Source organism: Serratia sp. DD3 (assembly GCF_000496755.2).
Map to the genome: position 1 here is coordinate 21,793 of NZ_AYKS02000053.1, position 19,877 is coordinate 41,669.

Below are 19,877 nucleotides of genomic sequence, written 5' to 3' on the forward strand. Positions count from 1 at the left end.
TATCTAAAAATACCAAACTTTACGAGGGTAGCCTTCACTCATAAGAAGAACAATCAGTTATCGTCCCAGATGTGCTACAACGCACATTTTTAATCAGCGGGTTACTGACGCTCTTAGTTAGGCATAACGCGCTGAGACTACCGGAATGAGGTGATGATTGCGAGTTTTTTTTGGGCTTGATTGAAAAAAATGTAAGTGTTTACATAAATAAAACAATATGTAGTGCTTATGTTGGCTTTGTGTTAAATGGCGGAATCGGTATCGTTCCGCCAAGTGTGATAGTCAATTACTCACTCAAACGAATCTTTAATAGGGCAGATTGTAGGCTATTCCAATCTGCTTCGGCGCTATGGATTAATTCTACCCGGCTGTCCAACGGTGGCACTGGGCGTGTTTCAATACTGAGGTCCTGCCCTTGTCGATTGATCAGCAAGCACCCTTCGGCAATGCGTACTACGGCTTTTGCCCGTTCAACGGGGGCCAAGCGGATCCACTCCATCATGCCAACGGTATCAAACTGGGTTTGATGATCAAAAATCCAGCCGCAACTGGTAAATCCCTGGCCATGGTTAAGTGCTCTGCGCCAACGATCATTTTTAGTGAGACGCAGGGCGGCCAATCCCTTGGATTGAGCAGGGTGATTATGCTGCTGTGCATCGGCTAATTCGATGTGATTGGTGCGTGGCAGGTCTAACAATTTCAGGTCTATACGCCCCTGTTCGAGGGGATAAACAGGTCGTTGTTGCCCCTGCTGTGCTTGCCACTCGCTGAGTGCCTGGGCATCCTGGGGTTGCCAGGTATCCATTTTATTGGCGATGATGATATCGGCAGCCGCCAATTGGTCACGGAAATTTTCATTTTCGTAGTAACGAGGCTGACCCAATTGGCGAGGATCAAGCAAACAGAGCGTTGCCCGCAGGTCAATCCATCCGCCATAGGTCTCTTGGGTTAACAGCGCCAGGATCTGCTTGGGGTGCCCCAGACCGGTGGGTTCTATCAATAATCGGTCGGGCTTTGCTTGCTGGAGCAGCAGGTTAAGCCCCAGTTGCATTGGCAGGCCATTCACACAGCACATGCAACCGCCGGGGATCTCTTTTAATACCGCACCGCTATCTGCTAACAGAGCGCCATCAATACCAATCTCGCCAAACTCGTTCACCAGTACCGCCCAACGCTCATTTTCTGGCTTATTGGCGAGAAGATGACGAATGGTCGTGGTTTTTCCACTGCCGAGAAAGCCAGTGATTAGATTGGTTTTTGTCATATTTTCCTCTCAATAAGTCAGAGTTATTTCAATGATTCTTAAGGCATGTTGATTTATTAAGTACATCAATACTGAGCTGAAATCTACAGCAATATAAATTTGCAATTGAAAACAGTTCTTATTTGAGGCATCTGATTTTTATTTTAACGATCAAGATAAAAATACTTTCCTGATCAGTGTATTAAATCAAATCGCACTTTTGGTTACATAATTGTAATAAAAAATCACCTATTGATGACTCGTATTCCTAAAGAATGCACTATGTTTAAAGAGACTTAACAATAAATGTTTAAAGGGACTTAACACATGAGTGTAAAGTAACTTAACAAAAGTTGAGGTTACCATGAACATCTTACGGTTATTCTTAATCGCAGGAGTGTTGTCTTCATGGATGGCTGCAAGTCAAGCTGGCACGACGGGCGGAGTGATTAACTTTGTCGGTGCCATTGTTGAAAGCCCCTGTTTAACCAACGTGGACAATTCAACAGCTAATACTCAATGTTATCGTAATGGTCATAATTACACGTCGGCGCAGACTCTGGCAAATGTTGATGGTCGTAGTAAAGAGTTGCCGTTGAATATCGGCACTACCGAAATGAAATGGATAGATCAACAGCAGAAACTGGCCGTGATGACAGTCGTATATCGTTAGTGTATTAACTCATACCATGCCAGCGGGAAGCCTGGCATGGTATGTTATGCGATATCAATCAGCGCGGCCCATATAGCGACGCTCAGCGATATGGATGCGGATTTTGTCTCCAGCACTGAGATATTCTGGCACTTGAATAACTAAACCGGTGGCCATGGTGGCGGGTTTATTGCGCGCACTAGCAGAAGCCCCTTTGATACCTGGGGCGGTGTCAACTATTTCCATGTCCACAGTTTGTGGCAGTTCCAATGCCAATACTTGACCTTCCAACGTCAGTACCTGCATTCCTGGCAAGCCTGCTTCCGGAATAAACAGCAGCTCGTCTTCAATTTGATCTTTCTTGAAGATATACGAGCTGTAATCCTCTTCATCCATAAAGACATACTCTTCACCGTCTATATAAGAAAAGCTCACTTTTCGGCGGGATAGACTGATGGTATCGAGAATGTCATCACCTTTAAAACGCTCTTCTACCTTCAGCCCGGTACGAACGTCGGAAAAACGCATTTTATACAAAGTACTGGCCCCGCGGGCGCTTGGGCTCTGGATATCAATATCTTTCACCAACAGCAATTTGCCATTGTAGTTGATCGCCATACCACGCTTGATTTCGTTTGCTTTTGCCATGAAAAAAACCTGTCGATAGTGACCCGTTGTGATTCAAATGGCCAGGGCGCTATTTGTTCTTAATGCGCCTCTGGTTGCCAGTTGAAATCCGTAAGGGTAGAAATTTTTAAAAGTTGTCACACGTTACTCGTACCCTGCTTTTCAGGCAAGAGTCTGGTGTAAAAAGAGTGCGACAAATGGGCGGTGAGTACCGCCCTTGGTTTCTATTTAAACACTGGCAGTAAATTAAACAGCGTTAGCCCATGAGCGATAGCATTAATCAAACCAAAGAGCAGGATAAACAGGATCATACCCTGGCCACCTGGAGCACGGTATTTGGCTTGCGGGAATTGACGGCGGCTCGCCCGAGCCATCATTGCTGGCACAATCACCGCCCAAACCGTGGCCGCCAGGCCAGCAAAACCAATGGCATACAGGAAACCGTTAGGAAACAGAACTGCAGCTAACGCTGGAGGGACGAAGGTGAGCAGTGCAGATTGCGTGCGGCCAACGGGACTATCGCTAAATTTGAAGAAATCGGCGAGGAAATCGAACAAGCCGAGTGATACGCCAAGGAATGAACTCGCCAGTGCCATATAAGAGAACGCATTGAGTAACTGGCCGACAGCTTGGCTACTTGACGCATGCCCCATTTGTTTGAGCAGATTGCCAATATTACCGCCTTCAGCAATCACTTGTTTAAAGGCATCGCGGGGAATATTGCCTTGAATCACATACTGCCACAGGATGTAGATCACCAGAGCCAGTAGCGTGCCATACACCAGACTACGCACTACCGCGCCACTGTCTTTATGGTAATACTTCACTAACCCCGGGACGTTGCCATGATAACCAAATGAGGTCAGCAAATAGGGCATCGCAGCCAAAGCATAGGGCAGATAGCTGGGGTGAGTCTCATTGCGATTAAATAATAGGGTTGATTGAACATGAGTAAACATATCCCCAACGGACAGCACAAAAGTGATCACCATTCCACCGATCAGAATGGTGCTGAGGCGATCAACGGCACGAGTTGATAACCAGACAATAAAGGCCACGACCATGGCAAACACCAAGCCAGACACCGCCTGAGTGGTACCGATGATGTCCTCCAGAGTATGGGCAATGATCGAGCCGCCTGCCGAGATATAGGCGTAAGTCAAAATATATAAAACAAAGGTGATGGATAAACTATTAAGCGTATTCCACCCCTTACCCAGTAGGCTTTTTACCATCGTGGGGAAGCTGGCACCGGTAGGGAAATTAAGCGTCGCTTCCAGGATCATCAAGCCGGAAATGAGCATACAGGCCCAGGTATAGACCAGCAGCACGACGGAGCCACTGAACCATACACCAGAAGTGACAATAGGAATGGAAAACATCCCTGCGCCGACAGCGGTACCGGCAATAATCATCGCACCACCAAGGACAGAAGGGCGGGAAGGTTGATGAGTGGTGTTGGTTGGCATGGTGACTCCTGGCTAGCCATTGAAGAAGTATTGTTGTACTAGCTCAATAGTACATGCGGGAATTGTGCATGTAAAGCCGGTATATTGCTGTTTTATATCCATGGTTAGGGGAGTTACTGCATTACTTGGTTATCCGTACCTTCAGTCACCCAATCAAATCAACTTGGCTGCCATCTGTGGTGTGGATTGGTGTGGTGCGGATTGGCCCTACAAGTTAGCGCGGCATAACTGATTAACCGCACAACCGGGTGGTAACAAGCGCAGTGGACTGGTATGGTTCGCTACCTGCTTTTGCTGGCTTGCCAAGGGAATCGTTAATGGAATGCCGCTCTGACTGTGGTGCTTGCTGTATCGCACCCTCTATTTCCAGTTCGTTACCCGGCATGCCTGATGGCAAACCGGCCAATATTCGTTGTATTCATCTGGATAGCCAATGGCGTTGCGAATTATTTAACTCGCCGCTGCGTCCAAAAGTCTGTGCCAGTTTGCAGGCCTGCACAGAGATGTGTGGTACCCACCGTAATGAGGCCTTAATTTACCTGGCCCAATTGGAAGTGGATACCGCCCCTTAAGCTTTTTTGAGAAGCCATAAACATTGCGTGGCTGCCAGCATCATTGCCAGTGCGAAGTAAAACACCGCGTGGTAACTCCATATTTCGGCCACCGAACCGGCGATTGAACCGGCAATAATCCAGCCGACGCGCGTGGTATTGGTAAATAAGGTGGTTGCCGCGCCTGCTTGCCCGGGCATCAGATCCTGGAAATAGAGCATACCGATACCTGCCAGAATACCAATAAACAAAGCATTGAACAGTTGCAGAGCGATTAGTGCTCCACTGCCATTGATAAACAGCAATCCGGCATAGAACAGAACCCCGGCAATTACGGCACAGCGCATTAACAAGCGTTTGCCAAAGCGTTTGGCCACCATACCTGCGAGCAACATCATTGGGATCTCCAGCCCGGCAGCGGTCCCCATCAGTATCCCGGCCAGTTTCTCGGGCAGATTCAGTTCCCGGACCAGGTACAATGGCATATTAATCAAATACATCCCATTGGCTGTCCACATCAATGTGCAGGCGAAAAATAACAGTAGCGTATCGCGACGATTCTGGCGTGGGGCTTCTAATACTGCTGCGTCTTTGGCGGCGGGCACTTTAGGCATGGAAGGCAACATTTTCCAGACCAGCCCACCACAAAGAATAAAGGTCGCCGCTGCAGCCAGATACATCACCTTGAAGCCAAAACCCAGCGCCAAGGCAAACGCAATCGGCGGGCCAATCACCCAGGCTAGTGAGACCTGGGCACGCAGTATCGAGCTGAACATGACGGCTTCACGCCCGGTGTGTTCGGCGTGTTCTCGTGCCAAGGCAAACATCTGTGGATTGGCGGTAGAGCCAAAGCTACTTAACAACACACCAATAAACAGCAAGATATAATAGTTACGGTTCCAGGCAAATAACGCGCAAGCCAATGCGCCCAGTAAGCAGCAGACAAAAATCAGTGATTTCCGATCGCCTTGTTTATCCGAACGAGTAGCAAGAAATTGGCTGACTAAAATACCGATGACCGCGCTGCCGGTAAAAAACAGGCCAACCATTGCTGGGCGTGCATTGACTTCAGTGGACAGAAATAGACTTAGCGTGGGCATTTGTAAGGCACCGGTAATACCCGTGAGGAAAGCCACAATCAGGAAAGCCAGCGAAGTCGAATTAGGCAAAAACCGCGTTATTACTGAGAAGGTACTCATATAAACTGCCAAAGAGTGAGAGGTCGCCGGCATAATACGTGAAATGCAGGTTTAAAAAAACAAAACCATGACAGTCAGGTTGTTTCATTTGCCAGGTACCCATAGAGCAGAGTAGGGGGTATTCCCAGAACCTGAAGAACCAGAACTTGAAGAACAAGAACCGCGTGATTAATCAAGGCACCGCGAGTAACGGCAAATAAGTGAGTTGGTTACGCCATAAGTAAATTGCCGTTTTGCTGGCTTCAAAATGGGGTTCAGGGAGTTCATCGGGTGAACACCAGCGCCATTCAGCACACTTTTCCGGCTCTTTTAATTCAGCTTTGCCACCAGAATGATGAACCAGCATACAGATGGAGACGGTGTGCTTTCCCTCGGATTGCCAGGTTTGTAGATTATTGCTGATACCAATAAAGCACGGCGGTGCAATTTCTAGCCCGGTCTCTTCAGCAACTTCACGCTGAGCACATTGTTCAAAGGTTTCACCGGCCTCCAGATAACCACCGGGAATTGACCAGAAAGGGGCGTGGGAGCTGCACCGTTTCCCTAACAGGATTTGCCCTTGAGGATTAACGATGATGACACCCACACCGGTCAGCACTGCCATAATTACTCCTTCAGCTCGATTTCAGCAAAGTATGCCACTCTTCTTTTTATTCGCAGGTTTCTTACAATAAAGTGTGCGCAAGGTCAAAAATTTATCACCAGAGCAGTAACGGACCTTGCTTTTGTTCATCGCTAATCACAGACTGATTGAAACGTTTCAGCGCTGTTCCCCTTTGTAGAAAAAGAGGGGCAGCGCTCCTTTTAGTCGCTATAACTGAAACGATTCAACTCAGTAGGGGAGGAGAACTATGCTCCAGTTGTCACAGCAAAATATTCACCTGGGAGCCGCTGCCAGCGGTAAACAGGATGCCATCCGGCAGGTTGCGGCAGCGCTCGCCGCTGCCGGGAATGTCAGTGCCGGTTATGTGGACGGCATGCTACAGCGAGAACTGCAAACATCCACCTACCTGGGCAATGGCATCGCCATTCCACATGGTACGACGGAGACACGTGATCTGGTGTTGAATACTGGTGTCCAGGTATTTCAATTTCCACAAGGTATTGAATGGGGTGAAGGGCAAACCGCCTATGTGGTTATCGGTATTGCAGCCCGTTCCGATGAGCATTTGGGATTATTGCGTCAATTGACCCATGTGCTGAGTGATGACCGTGTTGCTAAATCATTAGCCACTACCACGTCAGCAGAAGAGCTGCGTAGCGTGCTGATGGGTGAGCAACTGACGGCTGAATTCCAGTTTGATGCTGCGTTGGTTGCCCTGGATGTTGCGGCAGATTCTTTGATGACACTGCAAGCGTTGAATGCCGGCCGTCTGCAACAAAGAGGTGTCGCCAATGCGCAGTTTGTCAGCGAGGTGATCACCCATAAACCCTTGAACCTGGGGCAGGGGATTTGGCTAAGCGACAGCACAGAAGGCAATTTGGTCAGTGCCGCTACCGTTAGCCGCCCCACGCAGCCATTTGATGAAAATGGTGAAAAAGTTGCGCTGTTACTGACGGTGTCGGTTGCCGATCAACAACCGCTGGAAGTACTGAATTACTTAAGTGATCTGCTACAGAGTCATAAAGCTGAAAGCTTGCTGAAGGCGGATGTCTCAGGGGTACTGGCCTTGTTAACTAGCGCCGTGGCTGAAGAGAATGATTTACTGAGTGCAGAATATGTGGTGCGCAACGAACATGGTTTGCATGCCCGCCCAGGTACCGTATTGGTGAATGTGATTAAGCAGTTTAATAGCGAAATTACCGTCACTAATCTCGATGGGAGTGGTAAACCGGCAAATGGTCGCAGCTTGATGAAAGTGGTGGCATTAGGGGTGAAAAAAGGCCATCGCCTACGCTTTACCGCCAGTGGTGAGGATGCGCAAGCCGCCCTAACAGCAATCGGTGAAGCGATCAGTGAAGGGCTTGGCGAGGGTGCAGCATGAGCAGAAGAGTCGCCACTATTACCTTGAACCCGGCTTACGATCTGGTGGGATTTTGCCCAGAGATTGAGCGTGGCGAAGTCAATCTGGTAAAAACCGCTGGGTTACATGCGGCAGGCAAAGGGATTAACGTTGCTAAAGTGCTGAAAGATCTGGGTATCGATGTCACTGTTGGGGGGTTCCTGGGTAAAGACAACCAGGATGGCTTTCAGCAGCTGTTCAGCGACCTGGGCATTGCCAACCGTTTTCAGGTGGTACCCGGGCGTACTCGTATCAACGTCAAGCTGACGGAAAAAGAGGGTGAAGTCACCGATTTCAATTTTTCTGGTTTTGAGGTGACCCCACAGGATTGGGAACGCTTTGTTACCGATTCTCTGACTTGGCTAGGGCAGTTCGATATGGTGGCGGTTAGCGGCAGTCTACCTAGCGGTGTGGCTCCAGAAGCCTTTACCGAGTGGATGATTCGCCTGCGTGCGCTTTGCCCGTGCATTATTTTTGATAGTAGCCGTGAAGCACTGGTTGCCGGTTTGAAAGCCTCGCCTTGGTTGGTGAAACCCAACCGTCGCGAACTGGAAATCTGGGCTGGGCGTTCGTTACCGACATTGGCAGATGTGGTTGAAGCGGCTCATGCACTTCGTGATCAAGGTATTGCCCATGTGGTGATCTCGTTAGGGGCTGAAGGCGCATTGTGGGTGAATGCTTCTGGGGCCTGGATAGCCAAACCGCCAGCTTGTGAAGTGGTCAGTACCGTAGGTGCAGGTGACTCGATGGTGGGTGGTTTGATTTATGGCTTGCTGATGCGGGAATCCAGTGAACATACCTTGCGTTTAGCCACTGCGGTGGCTGCCATTGCTGTTAGCCAGAGTAATGTTGGTATCTCTGACCGTCCACAACTGGCCGCGATGATGGCGCGTGTCGATCTGAAACCTTTCAATTGATAGCAGGAGGCAGAATGAAAACGCTGCTAATGATAGATAGTTCGCTGGGTCAGGCACGTAGTCACCTGGCGAAACGTATGCTCGAGGCCGCTGCGGCCAAAACTGGCCTGATACTGGTTGAGTCACTAAATAATGCGGAACTGGTGGTTGTCGCTGGGAATTCAATACCTGCTGAAGCCGAGCTGAACGGCAAGCGGGTTTATCTTGGTGATGTGGAACAGGCGGTGCGTGAAGCTGAGGCGTTTCTGGCCACTGCACAGGCAGAAGCCAAACCGTACCACGCCTCGGCGGCAGTACCGTTAAGCCCCGCTAGCCAAAAGCGGGTGGTGGCAGTCACCGCCTGTCCAACTGGCGTGGCACATACCTTTATGGCTGCAGAAGCGATACAAGCGGAAGCTAAAAAGCGTGGTTGGTGGGTGAAGGTAGAAACTCGCGGCTCAGTGGGAGCGGGTAATGCCATCACGGCGGAAGAAGTCGCGGCTGCTGATCTGGTGATTGTTGCAGCAGACATTGAGGTGGATCTCGATAAATTTGCTGGTAAGCCGATGTATCGCACTTCAACCGGTTTAGCGTTGAAGAAAACGGTACAAGAGCTGGATAAGGCCCTGGTTGAGGCAACGGTTTTCCAACCTCAGAAAAGCGGTGCCGCTACTAGCGCGAGCAAGAAAAAAGAGAGTACCGGGCCCTATCGCCACTTGTTGACTGGCGTTTCCTATATGTTGCCGATGGTGGTCGCGGGCGGTTTGTGCATCGCGCTGTCATTTGTGTTTGGTATCAAAGCGTTTGAAGTCAAAGGGACACTGGCTGCCGCCCTGATGCAAATTGGTGGTGCTTCCGCTTTTGCCCTGATGGTGCCGGTACTGGCTGGCTATATCGCGTTTTCTATTGCTGATCGTCCAGGTCTGACGCCGGGCATGATTGGCGGTATGCTGGCGGTTAGCACCGGGGCGGGTTTTCTTGGCGGTATTATTGCTGGGTTCCTGGCAGGTTATGTGGCTAAAGCCATCAGTGGCAAGTTACAACTGCCACAGAGTATGGAAGCGCTGAAGCCCATACTGATTATTCCGCTAGGTGCCAGTTTAATCACCGGCCTTATTATGATTTACGTGGTGGGCACGCCGGTCGCGAAAATTATGGAGGGGTTGACCGATTGGCTGCAATCTTTGGGCACCGGCAATGCGGTGCTGCTGGGGGCGATCCTGGGTGCCATGATGTGTACCGATATGGGGGGACCCGTGAACAAAGCGGCCTATGCCTTTGGGGTAGCGCTGTTAAGTTCATCTGTCTATGCACCAATGGCGGCGATTATGGCCGCAGGGATGGTACCACCGTTGGCGATGGGCCTGGCAACGATTCTGGCACGCCGCAAGTTCGAGAAATCTGAGCAGGAAGGTGGCAAAGCGGCGTTGGTACTTGGTCTTTGCTTTATCAGTGAAGGTGCGATTCCGTTTGCCGCACGTGACCCAATGCGAGTGCTACCGTGCTGTATTGCTGGTGGTGCGCTGACAGGGGCACTGTCGATGTATTTCGGGGCAAAACTGATGGCACCTCACGGTGGTTTGTTTGTTCTGCTGATTCCTGGCGCGATTTCACCGGTGCTGTTGTATCTGCTGGCGATTGTTGCCGGAACCTTGCTGGCTGGGGGATGCTATGCCGTCCTGAAGCGTTCTGAGGTATCGGCAGCGGCATAATAGCAAATTAATACCAGTCACCATCAAAACCGGCACTGAATCAGGTGCCGGTTTTACTTGAGGATAGTGGCGACTTATTGCTGCGCTTTTAACCAGGCGATTTCTTCAGCCCAGATATCTGGGTTTACGGTTTCCAGAATCAGCGGAATATTATCGAAGCGTGCGTCGCGCATAATATAACGGAACACGGTTTTGCCAATGTTGCCTTCGCCCAGGCTGTGGTGGCGGTCGACATGGCTATTAAATTCGCTCTTGGCATCATTAAGATGCATGCCACGCAAATAATTAAAGCCGACGATATCCCCCAGTTGCTGAAATGTGCGCTGGCAATCCTCTTCACTACGCAGATCATAACCCGCGGCAAAAGTATGGCAGGTATCGATACAAACACCGACGCGGCTTTTATCTTCCACTCCGTCAATGATCGCGGCCAGATGTTCAAATTTAAAACCCAGATTCGTTCCTTGACCGGCGGTATTTTCGATCACCGCCGTCACCCCTTGGGTTTTATCTAACGCAATGTTGATAGATTCCGCGATCCGCGCCAGACATTGCGCTTCATCAATCTGCATTAAATGACTGCCAGGATGGAAATTAAGTAGCGTCAGCCCCAATTGTTCGCAGCGCTGTATTTCGTCGAGAAACGCCTCGCGGGATTTTTCCAGCGCTTCGTTGTCCGGGTGGCCAAGATTAATCAGATAACTGTCATGTGGGAGGATCTGCTGTGGACCATAACCATATTGTACACAGGCACGCTTGAACTTATCGATAACCTCAGTGGTGAGTGGTGCCGCTTTCCATTGACGTTGATTTTTAGTGAACAGGGCAAATGCGGTTGCCTCTAGTTCATGGGCACGGAGTACCGCCTGGTCTACCCCACCTGAAGCACTGACATGTGCACCGACAAATTTCATTTTCATTCTCCTTTAGTATCGCAATCATTATGGCATTGATAACCGAAGGATTGAATGATTGCTTAAATCAGCGCGCAATAACGGCACACTGGATAAACAGTTAGCCGAGCGGTAAGGGTAAATCTTGCGGTAATTCACCGCTGTCACTGGGTTTTTCCCTTGTCTGTGGTACAGTTTATTCACTGTTGACCCTAAATAGCGGCGCGTAATAGTGCTAAAGGTGAGAATGAGGCAGGTTAGCCGACCGTTGAGCGCATGGACGCGCGATACGAGCCCCCAGGGAGGGGTTTACGGCGTGTCGGCGTTCCTGACCATTCCCACCGACCAAAAGCTTAAAGTGTAGCGGTATTAGGAACACTTATTTAGGTAATGGGAATTAACCTGGGTATAGCGGCTACCTTTTTACTCACTGAAACGTCGAAGGTTTTCTATGACATCACAACCTCAGGCGAAGTTTCGCCATGATTATCGTGCTCCAGATTACACCATTACGGATATCGCTTTGGATTTCGAACTGGATGCCGAAACTACACGAGTAACGGCAATCAGCCAGGTCAAACGGCAGAACAGTACTGATGGTGCTGCGTTGGTCCTTAATGGTGAAGAGCTGACGCTGGTGAGTATTCTGGTGGATGGGCAGCCATGGCATGCTTATCATCAACAGGATAATCAACTGGCCATTGAACAGTTACCGGCACAGTTTACCCTCACTCTGGTTACCGAGATTCATCCGGCAAAAAATAGTGCATTAGAGGGGCTATACCTTTCTGGCAGCGCATTATGCACTCAGTGTGAGGCCGAAGGCTTCCGCCATATTACTTACTATCTGGATCGTCCTGATGTATTGGCGCGTTTTACCACCCGAATCACCGCCAATAAAGCCGCTTACCCCTTCCTATTGTCAAATGGCAACCGCGTTGCTGCCGGGGAACTGGGCGATGGGCGTCACTGGGTAGAATGGCAGGATCCGTTTCCTAAACCCAGTTATTTGTTCGCCTTGGTAGCCGGTGATTTCGATGTGTTACGTGATACCTTCACCACACGTTCTGGTCGCCAGGTCGCGCTGGAACTGTTTGTTGATCGCGGCAATCTGGATCGTGCTGATTGGGCGATGACCTCACTAAAGAGTGCCATGAAGTGGGATGAAGTGCGTTTCGGTCTGGAATATGACCTGGATATCTACATGATCGTCGCGGTAGATTTCTTCAATATGGGCGCGATGGAAAACAAAGGGTTAAATGTCTTTAACTCGAAATATGTGCTGGCGAAGGCGGAAACTGCCACCGATAAAGATTACCTGAATATTGAAGCAGTCATTGGTCACGAATATTTCCATAACTGGACCGGCAACCGGGTGACTTGCCGCGACTGGTTCCAACTGAGTCTGAAAGAGGGGTTGACGGTATTCCGTGACCAGGAATTCAGTTCCGATCTGGGGTCTCGTTCGGTTAACCGTATCGATAATGTTCGAGTGATGCGCGGGGCTCAGTTTGCCGAAGATGCCAGCCCGATGGCCCATGCCATTCGGCCAGACAAAGTGATCGAGATGAACAACTTCTATACCTTAACGGTGTATGAGAAGGGGTCTGAAGTGATTCGTATGCTGCATACACTGCTGGGGGAACAACAGTTCCAGGCGGGGATGCAGCTCTATTTTGAACGTCACGATGGCAGTGCCGCCACTTGTGACGACTTTGTTCAAGCAATGGAAGACGCCTCCAACGTTGATTTATCGCTGTTTCGCCGTTGGTACAGTCAATCTGGTACACCTCAGTTGACGGTGCGCGACGAGTATGATGCCGAACTGCAGCAATACCGTTTACATGTCAGCCAGAAAACTGAACCGACAGCGGACCAGCCAGAAAAACTGCCATTACATATCCCGCTGGATATTGAGCTTTATGATAGCCAAGGCAAGGTGATAGCCCTGCAAAAAGCCGGCTCACCGGTGAAGAACATCTTGAATGTCACTGCGGCTGAACAGACTTTTGTGTTTGATAACGTGGCGGAGAAGCCCGTCCCTTCATTGTTGCGTGAATTTTCTGCGCCAGTGAAGTTGGATTATCCTTATAGCGATCAGCAGTTAACTTTCCTGATGCAGCATGCACGCAATGAGTTTGCCCGTTGGGATGCGGCGCAGAGCTTGCTGGCGATTTATATCAAGCTGAATGTGGCGAAATATCAGCAAAAACAACCGCTGTCATTGCCACATCATGTGGTGGATGCGTTCCGTGCGGTGTTGTTGGATGAGAAACTGGATCCAGCGTTGGCGGCACAGATCCTCACCCTTCCTGGGGAAAACGAAATAGCGGAATTGTTTACCACCATTGATCCGACGGCGATTGCAGCGGTGCATGAATCGATCACCCATTGCTTGGCACAGGAAATGGGTGATGAGTGGCTGGCGGTCTATTATGCCAATAAAACGCAAGGTTACCGAGTTGAGCATGGTGATATTGCCAAACGTTCATTGCGTAATGTCTGCCTGCATTATCTGGCCTTCGGTGAGGCGACGTTGGCAGAGCGATTAGTGACTCAGCAGTTCCATCAGGCAGATAATATGACTGATTCACTGGCTGCCTTAGCCGCGGCGGTTGCTGCACAATTGCCTTGTTGTGAGGCGTTAATGACCGAGTTTGACCAACGTTGGCATCAAGATGGCTTGGTGATGGATAAATGGTTTGTACTGCAGGCCACCAGCCCAGCAGCCGATGTGCTCAGCAACGTGCGCGCCTTATTACAACACCGTTCATTTAGCCTCAGTAACCCTAACCGCATCCGTTCGCTAATTGGTGCTTTTGCTTCGGCCAATCCTGCGGCTTTTCATGCGGTAGATGGCAGTGGTTATCAATTCCTGGTGGAGATCCTCAGTGATCTTAATCAGCGTAATCCTCAGGTCGCCGCTCGTTTGATTGAACCGTTGATCCGCTTGAAACGCTATGATGCTTCGCGTCAGGCACTGATGCGTCAGGCGTTAGAGCAATTGAAAGGGCTGGACCAGCTCTCAGGGGATCTGTACGAGAAGATCGCCAAAGCGTTAGCCGCATAAAAAAACAGGGCGGCGATGGTCGCCCTGCAATTAAAAACACGATTTATACCCTTCTTACTTCAAACTGCTTGGGTGTTAGCTGCGCGCTCTCACCCTAGTCACATAGTTGGCTATGCTCCTAGGGCTTCCATCGCTTGCTGCGTTACTCGGCCCAAGTAGGGCCTCGCCCTAAAGGGCCAGCGCAAGCGCTGTTCAAAACACGCAGCGTTTTGTCAAGCAACTCGAATTATTTTGGGTATATGCGGTTAATCAATTCCAATTACTGCCAGGATACCGGATAATATGCCCCCGGTTTGCAAGACTACTCAAGTTCATTCCAGTTTCATCCAGAAGCCCAATGATTCGGTTAAGTAGACACTGCCAACACCTATGCCACTTGACCAGTCTAACCGGAGAGCCTATGTACTATCCCATCATCAGGAAGGCGTTGTTTCAGCTCGACCCCGAGCGTGCGCATGAATTGACCTTTAGCCAACTCCGCCGTATTACCGGCACCCCATTAGAGTTCCTTATCCGTCAGTCAGTGCCGAGTAAGCCGGTGAACTGCATGGGGCTCAGTTTTAAAAATCCGTTAGGTTTGGCGGCAGGGCTGGATAAAAACGGAGAATGTATTGATGCTTTAGGTGCTATGGGTTTCGGTTTTGTCGAAATAGGGACCGTCACGCCACGTCCGCAGCCAGGTAATGACAAGCCGCGTCTATTCCGTATTATTGAAGCTGAAGGGTTGATCAACCGTATGGGTTTCAATAACCACGGGGTAGATAATCTGGTTGAAAACGTTAAAAAATCCCATTTTGATGGTGTGCTAGGGATTAATATTGGCAAGAATAAAGATACCCCGGTGGAGCAAGGAAAAGAGGATTATCTGATCTGTATGGATAAGGTTTATCCTTATGCTGGCTATATCGCAATTAATATCTCTTCACCCAATACGCCAGGATTAAGATCGTTACAGTATGGTGAAGCGTTAGATGATCTTTTGGCGGCGATTAAGAATAAGCAGAGCGAATTGCATGCCCGCCATCATAAATATGTGCCAGTGGCGGTAAAGATCGCGCCGGATCTTTCTGAAGAAGAGTTGATCCAAATTGCCGATAGTCTACTTCGTCATAATATAGATGGGGTGATCGCCACCAATACCACCCTTGATCGTAAACTGGTTGAGGGGCTGAATAATTGTGAACAGGCGGGAGGATTAAGTGGCCGCCCGATACAATTACGCAGCACTGAGGTTATCCGTCGTTTAGCGCAAGAATTACAAGGGCGCCTGCCCATTATTGGTGTCGGTGGGATTGATTCTTTGACCGCCGCCAGAGAAAAAATGGCCGCTGGGGCAAGTTTGATACAGATTTATTCCGGATTTATCTTCCATGGACCGGGTTTGATTAAAGATATTGTTAGCCACATCTAATATTTTTGCTCATTTTCTAGCCGGGGGTTTATTTCTTTCCCCGGCTAGTCTATATTTTGTTCGTTGGCACAAATACCGTTTTCAGACTTATCTGGTATTTAGGTTTTCCATGATGAAAGGTATATTGGGTAATACCACGTTTGCATGTGGCGGCAAGGATAACAAATGAAGATAAAACCTGATGACAATTGGCGTTGGTATTTCGACGCTGAGCATGATCGGCTGATGCTGGATTTAGCCAATGGTATGATCTTTCGTTCGCGTTTTCCGGCAAAAATGTTAACTCCGGATGCATTCGGTGAATGTGCTTTCTCCGTTGATGATGCCGCCCTCTATTTTAATTATGAAGAGCAGTGCAAGCAGATAAAACTCAGCCATGAACAACGTGCCGAGCTGGTATTAAATGCGCTGGTGGCTTTCCGTTTTCTGAAACCACTGATGCCTAAGAGCTGGCATTTTGCTCAGCAGCATTATCCATTGCGGCCAAAGAACGGTGAACTGGCCTTGGTGAAAGTGATGGAAAGCGGTGAAGATGCCTGTTTGCTGGTGGTGGAAGCCGGGGATAATGCCAGCCTGTGTTTGCTGGCACAGAATCAATTGTTACTGGCTGGCCGCAATATGCAACTGGGGGATGCCATCAAAGTGATGCATGACCGTTTGAAGCCTTGCATCACCGATGAGTTCTCAGCGCAGTTTTACGCCAAGGCGGTATAATAACCGCGATAGCACTAGGCTAATTGCAAATCGCTTTTGGGAATACAGCTACAGCAGAAAATGGAGCCATTGCTGTTCGCCGCATTCCCTTTTAATGCTGCCACTTCCCCTGCCATCAGGGTTATTTTGCAGCTACCACACAACCCTGCCCGGCAAGAATAGGGGATGCGGATCCCTTGTTGTTCCAGTTGCTCCAATAATATTTGCTGGTTATTACCGGTAAACACTTTCCCTTGATATTCAATCGTTACACTCTTGGCACTCTCTTTTGGGGGCGATAGGCTTTCGACTACCGCGCCTGCACCATAAGATGGCGGTGATTGGCGGGACAGTATCTCGACGTGATCGCCAACGCGGATAATACCACTGTTACAGGCAATCATATTTTGGCCGAAGTCGATAGCGCCATTCTCGGCTGTACGGAACTGTTGCAGCGTATTGAGTGGTTCGCCCTGTGGATGCTTGTGGCCACGCTCGGTGCTGACGGTGGTTAATACGCAGCGGCTGCAGGGCTTCACCAGTTCAAATACCACACTCCCAATGCGGATCGTTTGCCAGCTATCTTCTGCCCAGGCGGGGCTGCCGGTGACCACCAGATTGGGGCGAAATTGCTCTAGTTTGATACCAGCAGGGCAGCGTTTTTGCAGATCCTGGAATGAGGACTCATTAACCAGCAGATACGGGTAACCATCAGCAAAGGAGAGTGGAATCTCTGGGTGTTTTTTTACCCGACGAGTTAATTCCGGCCCCACCCAACGTAGTTGCACATCGCGCTGGAAATAGCCACTTAACCAGTGGTTGATTGCTTGTGGGGCAATTAACGCCGTGAAATGGTTACCCCAAACTTCGGTTGGCTGCGCGGAGGCGCTAAAATCGTTGAAACGGATGGTAGCACTTTCACCATCCGGGGCGGTTAAAAACAAGCCGTCGGTTAGCAACGCCGGGGTGAATAGCACCATCTGCGGATATTGGCGGGCGGTGATAAAAGTACCGTCAGGCTCAGTGATCATGAAAATACGATCGAAAGCGAGCCCACTACTGCCTACCTGGGCGTGGGATAACTGTAAGGCGCGTAACGATTTAACCGGATGAATATAGAGCCGAGAAAGGGTGGTCACTGTTACCTCCATGCGATAAATCAATTCAATAGCTGCGGGTCATCGCGCGACTGGTATGAGCGATACCGCTAGCCCATGGGGAATTACTCAGCGACATCTTGCAAGAAGTGGCTGACAGAATCGAGCAACTTTATGACAAGCGGCCAGGATTAGCTATAATGCGCCACTATTTTCTTTTTGGTGATAAGCACGATATGAACACTCTGTTTGCCAGCACATCCCGTGGACTGGAAGAACTATTAAAAAGCGAACTGGAGCGGCTTGGTGCCCATGACTGCAAAGTGGTGCAGGGCGGGGTCCATTTTCAGGGTGACGATCGTCTTTTGTACCAGAGTTTGCTATGGAGCCGCTTGGCTTCACGTATTCTGTTGCCGTTGAATGAATTCCGTGTGCACAGTGATTTGGACCTGTATCTGGGGGTTCAGGCTATCGATTGGCCTAGCGTATTTGGTGTCGATAAAACGTTTGCCGTCCACTTCAGTGGGGTGAATGAAGAGATCCGTAACAGCCAATATGGCGCGTTGAAGGTTAAAGATGCCATTGTCGATAGCTTCACCCGTAAGATCAATCAACGGCCCACGGTGGCCAAACAGCAGCCAGATATCCGGGTTAACGTCTGGCTGCAGCGTGATATGGCCAGTGTTGCCCTTGATCTGAGTGGTGACGGGTTACATCAGCGTGGTTATCGTGATGAGACTGGTTTGGCTCCGTTGAAAGAAAACCTGGCGGCAGCCATCATCTCGCGCTCTGGCTGGCAGCCAGGAACACCGTTGCTCGACCCGATGTGCGGTTCCGGTACGTTATTGATTGAAGCAGCGATGATCGCCGCCGATCATGCTCCTGGGTTACAACGCCATCGTTGGGGTTTTACAGCCTGGAGTGGTCATCAGGCTGAACTGTGGCGTGAAGTCCTCACCGAGGCTCAGGTGCGTGCCCGGCGAGGTTTGCAGGAAACAACGTCGCGTTTCTTCGGTTCGGATAATGATCGCCGGGTACTGGAAATGGCGCGCAGTAACGCACGCCGTGCGGGTGTTGCGGAGTTAATCACCCTTCAGGTTAGCGATGTCAGTAAATTGACTAATCCTTTGCCGCAAGGCCCGGTAGGTACGGTGGTCAGTAACCCACCGTATGGCGAACGTCTGGAGAGTGAACCTGCCTTGGTTGCCTTGCATAACATGCTGGGGCGTATCATGAAGAGCGCTTTTGGCGGTTGGCAGCTCTCACTGTTTAGTGCCTCACCTGAATTGCTCAGTTGTCTGCAATTGCGTGCTGAGCGCCAATTCAAGGCGAAAAATGGCCCATTGGAATGTGTGCAGAAAAATTATCAGTTGGCAGAAAATCCTCAGGGGATGGCTGCCGTGCAGGTGGCGGAAGATTTTGCCAACCGGCTGCGGAAAAATCTGAAAAAACTGGATAAGTGGGCAAAACAGCAGGGTATTGAATGTTACCGCTTGTACGATGCTGACCTACCGGAATATAACGTGGCAGTGGATCGCTATGGCAGTAAGGTGGTGGTGCAGGAGTACGCGCCACCCAAGCAGGTGGATGCACAAAAAGCGCGGCAACGCCTGTTTGATGTGATTAATGCCACTTTGGCGGTGCTGGATTTGCCCTCAAACCAACTGGTATTGAAAACCCGTGAGCGGCAGAAGGGTAAAAATCAGTATGAAAAATTGGCGCAGAAGGGCGAGTTCCTGCAGGTGACGGAATTCAATGCCAAATTGTGGGTTAACCTGACTGATTACCTTGATACGGGCCTGTTTCTGGATCACCGTATCGCGCGGCGTATGCTGGGGGAGATGAGTAAAGGCAAGGACTTCCTCAATCTGTTTGCCTATACCGGCAGCGCCAGTGTCCATGCCGGGTTGGGCGGGGCGCGGACTACCACCACGGTAGATATGTCACGTACCTATCTTGAATGGGCAGAGAAGAACTTGCGGGTTAACGGTTTGACTGGCAAGCAGCACCGGTTGATTCAGGCAGACTGTCTATCATGGTTGCATAACAGCGATGAACAGTTTGATGTGATCTTTATTGATCCCCCGACCTTCTCCAACTCCAAACGTATGGAGAATAGCTTTGATGTGCAGCGTGATCACCTGGAGCTGATGAAAGATTTAAAACGGTTACTGCGCCATAACGGGACCATTATGTTCTCGAATAATAAGCGTGGTTTCCAGATGGATTTGGCGGGTTTGAGTGCGCTGGGTCTGGAGGCGCAAGAAATTACGGCCAAGACGCAGTCACAAGACTTTGCCCGTAACCGTCAAATCCACAACTGCTGGCTGGTGACCCATGCTGGCGAAGGGAAATAATTGC

Annotated in this window: 16 protein-coding genes; 9 read left to right on the plus strand and 7 right to left on the minus strand. The window is 49.8% G+C overall.

Annotated features, from left to right (window positions below; genetic code table 11):
• Positions 1-286: 286 nt before the first annotated feature.
• Positions 287-1,264, minus strand: a complete 978-nt coding sequence (locus IO95_RS09935; protein ID WP_023490722.1) for a GTP-binding protein — start codon at positions 1,262-1,264, stop codon at positions 287-289.
• A 343-nt stretch (positions 1,265-1,607) separates the two neighbouring features.
• Between IO95_RS09935 and IO95_RS09940 the strand changes: the two genes are divergently transcribed.
• Positions 1,608-1,916 (plus strand): hypothetical protein, encoded by a 309-nt coding sequence (locus tag IO95_RS09940; protein WP_023491613.1) that lies wholly within the window; start codon positions 1,608-1,610, stop codon positions 1,914-1,916.
• Positions 1,917-1,970: 54 nt separating this feature from the next.
• Here IO95_RS09940 and yeiP read toward each other — a convergent pair whose 3' ends face one another.
• Positions 1,971-2,543, minus strand: a complete 573-nt coding sequence (yeiP, locus tag IO95_RS09945; protein ID WP_023491612.1) for an elongation factor P-like protein YeiP — start codon at positions 2,541-2,543, stop codon at positions 1,971-1,973.
• Between the two features lie 203 nt (positions 2,544-2,746).
• On the minus strand, positions 2,747-3,991 hold the full coding sequence (gene mtr, locus IO95_RS09950) for a tryptophan permease (protein ID WP_023491610.1): 1,245 nt from the start codon (positions 3,989-3,991) through the stop codon (positions 2,747-2,749).
• A gap of 317 nt (positions 3,992-4,308) precedes the next feature.
• On the opposite strand from mtr, the gene IO95_RS09955 reads away from it, so the two are divergent.
• Positions 4,309-4,563, plus strand: a complete 255-nt coding sequence (locus IO95_RS09955) for a YkgJ family cysteine cluster protein (protein WP_023491608.1) — start codon at positions 4,309-4,311, stop codon at positions 4,561-4,563.
• Here IO95_RS09955 and IO95_RS09960 read toward each other — a convergent pair.
• Positions 4,560-5,741 carry a sugar efflux transporter gene (locus tag IO95_RS09960; RefSeq protein ID WP_037385119.1) on the minus strand — a complete coding sequence of 394 codons (1,182 nt, stop codon included), beginning with the start codon at positions 5,739-5,741 and terminating at the stop codon, positions 4,560-4,562. The two genes, IO95_RS09955 and IO95_RS09960, sit on opposite strands and share 4 nt — an antisense overlap.
• Positions 5,742-5,913: 172 nt before the next feature.
• Positions 5,914-6,345, minus strand: a complete 432-nt coding sequence (locus tag IO95_RS09965; protein WP_023491605.1) for an NUDIX hydrolase — start codon at positions 6,343-6,345, stop codon at positions 5,914-5,916.
• A 247-nt stretch (positions 6,346-6,592) separates the two neighbouring features.
• On the opposite strand from IO95_RS09965, the gene fruB reads away from it, so the two are divergent.
• From fruB to fruA, 3 genes are read left to right on the plus strand one after another with little or no spacing between them, the layout of a single operon-like run.
• Positions 6,593-7,726: a fused PTS fructose transporter subunit IIA/HPr protein gene (gene fruB / locus IO95_RS09970; RefSeq protein ID WP_023491604.1), complete on the plus strand. Its 1,134-nt coding sequence runs from the start codon at positions 6,593-6,595 to the stop codon at positions 7,724-7,726.
• Positions 7,723-8,661 carry a 1-phosphofructokinase gene (fruK, locus tag IO95_RS09975; protein ID WP_023491603.1) on the plus strand — a complete coding sequence of 313 codons (939 nt, stop codon included), beginning with the start codon at positions 7,723-7,725 and terminating at the stop codon, positions 8,659-8,661. Before fruB ends, fruK begins: the two co-directional genes overlap by 4 nt.
• A 14-nt stretch (positions 8,662-8,675) precedes the next feature.
• Positions 8,676-10,352, plus strand: a complete 1,677-nt coding sequence (fruA, locus tag IO95_RS09980; protein ID WP_023491602.1) for a PTS fructose transporter subunit IIBC — start codon at positions 8,676-8,678, stop codon at positions 10,350-10,352.
• 74 nt (positions 10,353-10,426) lie between these two features.
• On the opposite strand, the gene nfo is transcribed toward fruA, so the two are convergent.
• Complete coding sequence (gene nfo, locus IO95_RS09985) at positions 10,427-11,266, minus strand: deoxyribonuclease IV (RefSeq protein WP_023491601.1); 840 nt, start codon at positions 11,264-11,266, stop codon at positions 10,427-10,429.
• 430 nt (positions 11,267-11,696) lie between these two features.
• On the opposite strand from nfo, the gene pepN reads away from it, so the two are divergent.
• The 3 genes from pepN to IO95_RS10000 all read left to right on the plus strand — a co-directional run bounded on the left by pepN (position 11,697) and on the right by IO95_RS10000 (position 16,440).
• Positions 11,697-14,315: an aminopeptidase N gene (pepN, locus tag IO95_RS09990; protein ID WP_023491600.1), complete on the plus strand. Its 2,619-nt coding sequence runs from the start codon at positions 11,697-11,699 to the stop codon at positions 14,313-14,315.
• Between the two features lie 400 nt (positions 14,316-14,715).
• Positions 14,716-15,726 (plus strand): quinone-dependent dihydroorotate dehydrogenase, encoded by a 1,011-nt coding sequence (gene pyrD, locus IO95_RS09995; protein WP_037385122.1) that lies wholly within the window; start codon positions 14,716-14,718, stop codon positions 15,724-15,726.
• A gap of 165 nt (positions 15,727-15,891) precedes the next feature.
• Complete coding sequence (locus IO95_RS10000; RefSeq protein ID WP_023490480.1) at positions 15,892-16,440, plus strand: cell division protein ZapC; 549 nt, start codon at positions 15,892-15,894, stop codon at positions 16,438-16,440.
• 14 nt (positions 16,441-16,454) lie between these two features.
• Here IO95_RS10000 and IO95_RS10005 read toward each other — a convergent pair whose 3' ends face one another.
• On the minus strand, positions 16,455-17,558 hold the full coding sequence (locus IO95_RS10005; protein WP_023490479.1) for a YcbX family protein: 1,104 nt from the start codon (positions 17,556-17,558) through the stop codon (positions 16,455-16,457).
• A 194-nt stretch (positions 17,559-17,752) separates the two neighbouring features.
• Here IO95_RS10005 and rlmKL point away from each other — a divergent pair, with 194 nt between their 5' ends.
• Positions 17,753-19,873 (plus strand): bifunctional 23S rRNA (guanine(2069)-N(7))-methyltransferase RlmK/23S rRNA (guanine(2445)-N(2))-methyltransferase RlmL, encoded by a 2,121-nt coding sequence (rlmKL, locus tag IO95_RS10010; protein ID WP_152554924.1) that lies wholly within the window; start codon positions 17,753-17,755, stop codon positions 19,871-19,873.
• Positions 19,874-19,877: the final 4 nt, after the last annotated feature.

Coding starts and splice junctions, on each gene's coding strand:
- IO95_RS09935 (WP_023490722.1), bottom strand. CDS start 1,264: ATGACAAAAACCAATCTAATCACTGGCTTTCTCGGCAGTGGAAAAACC.
- IO95_RS09940 (WP_023491613.1), top strand. CDS start 1,608: ATGAACATCTTACGGTTATTCTTAATCGCAGGAGTGTTGTCTTCATGG.
- yeiP (WP_023491612.1), bottom strand. CDS start 2,543: ATGGCAAAAGCAAACGAAATCAAGCGTGGTATGGCGATCAACTACAAT.
- mtr (WP_023491610.1), bottom strand. CDS start 3,991: ATGCCAACCAACACCACTCATCAACCTTCCCGCCCTTCTGTCCTTGGT.
- IO95_RS09955 (WP_023491608.1), top strand. CDS start 4,309: ATGGAATGCCGCTCTGACTGTGGTGCTTGCTGTATCGCACCCTCTATT.
- IO95_RS09960 (WP_037385119.1), bottom strand. CDS start 5,741: ATGAGTACCTTCTCAGTAATAACGCGGTTTTTGCCTAATTCGACTTCG.
- IO95_RS09965 (WP_023491605.1), bottom strand. CDS start 6,345: ATGGCAGTGCTGACCGGTGTGGGTGTCATCATCGTTAATCCTCAAGGG.
- fruB (WP_023491604.1), top strand. CDS start 6,593: ATGCTCCAGTTGTCACAGCAAAATATTCACCTGGGAGCCGCTGCCAGC.
- fruK (WP_023491603.1), top strand. CDS start 7,723: ATGAGCAGAAGAGTCGCCACTATTACCTTGAACCCGGCTTACGATCTG.
- fruA (WP_023491602.1), top strand. CDS start 8,676: ATGAAAACGCTGCTAATGATAGATAGTTCGCTGGGTCAGGCACGTAGT.
- nfo (WP_023491601.1), bottom strand. CDS start 11,266: ATGAAATTTGTCGGTGCACATGTCAGTGCTTCAGGTGGGGTAGACCAG.
- pepN (WP_023491600.1), top strand. CDS start 11,697: ATGACATCACAACCTCAGGCGAAGTTTCGCCATGATTATCGTGCTCCA.
- pyrD (WP_037385122.1), top strand. CDS start 14,716: ATGTACTATCCCATCATCAGGAAGGCGTTGTTTCAGCTCGACCCCGAG.
- IO95_RS10000 (WP_023490480.1), top strand. CDS start 15,892: ATGAAGATAAAACCTGATGACAATTGGCGTTGGTATTTCGACGCTGAG.
- rlmKL (WP_152554924.1), top strand. CDS start 17,753: ATGAACACTCTGTTTGCCAGCACATCCCGTGGACTGGAAGAACTATTA.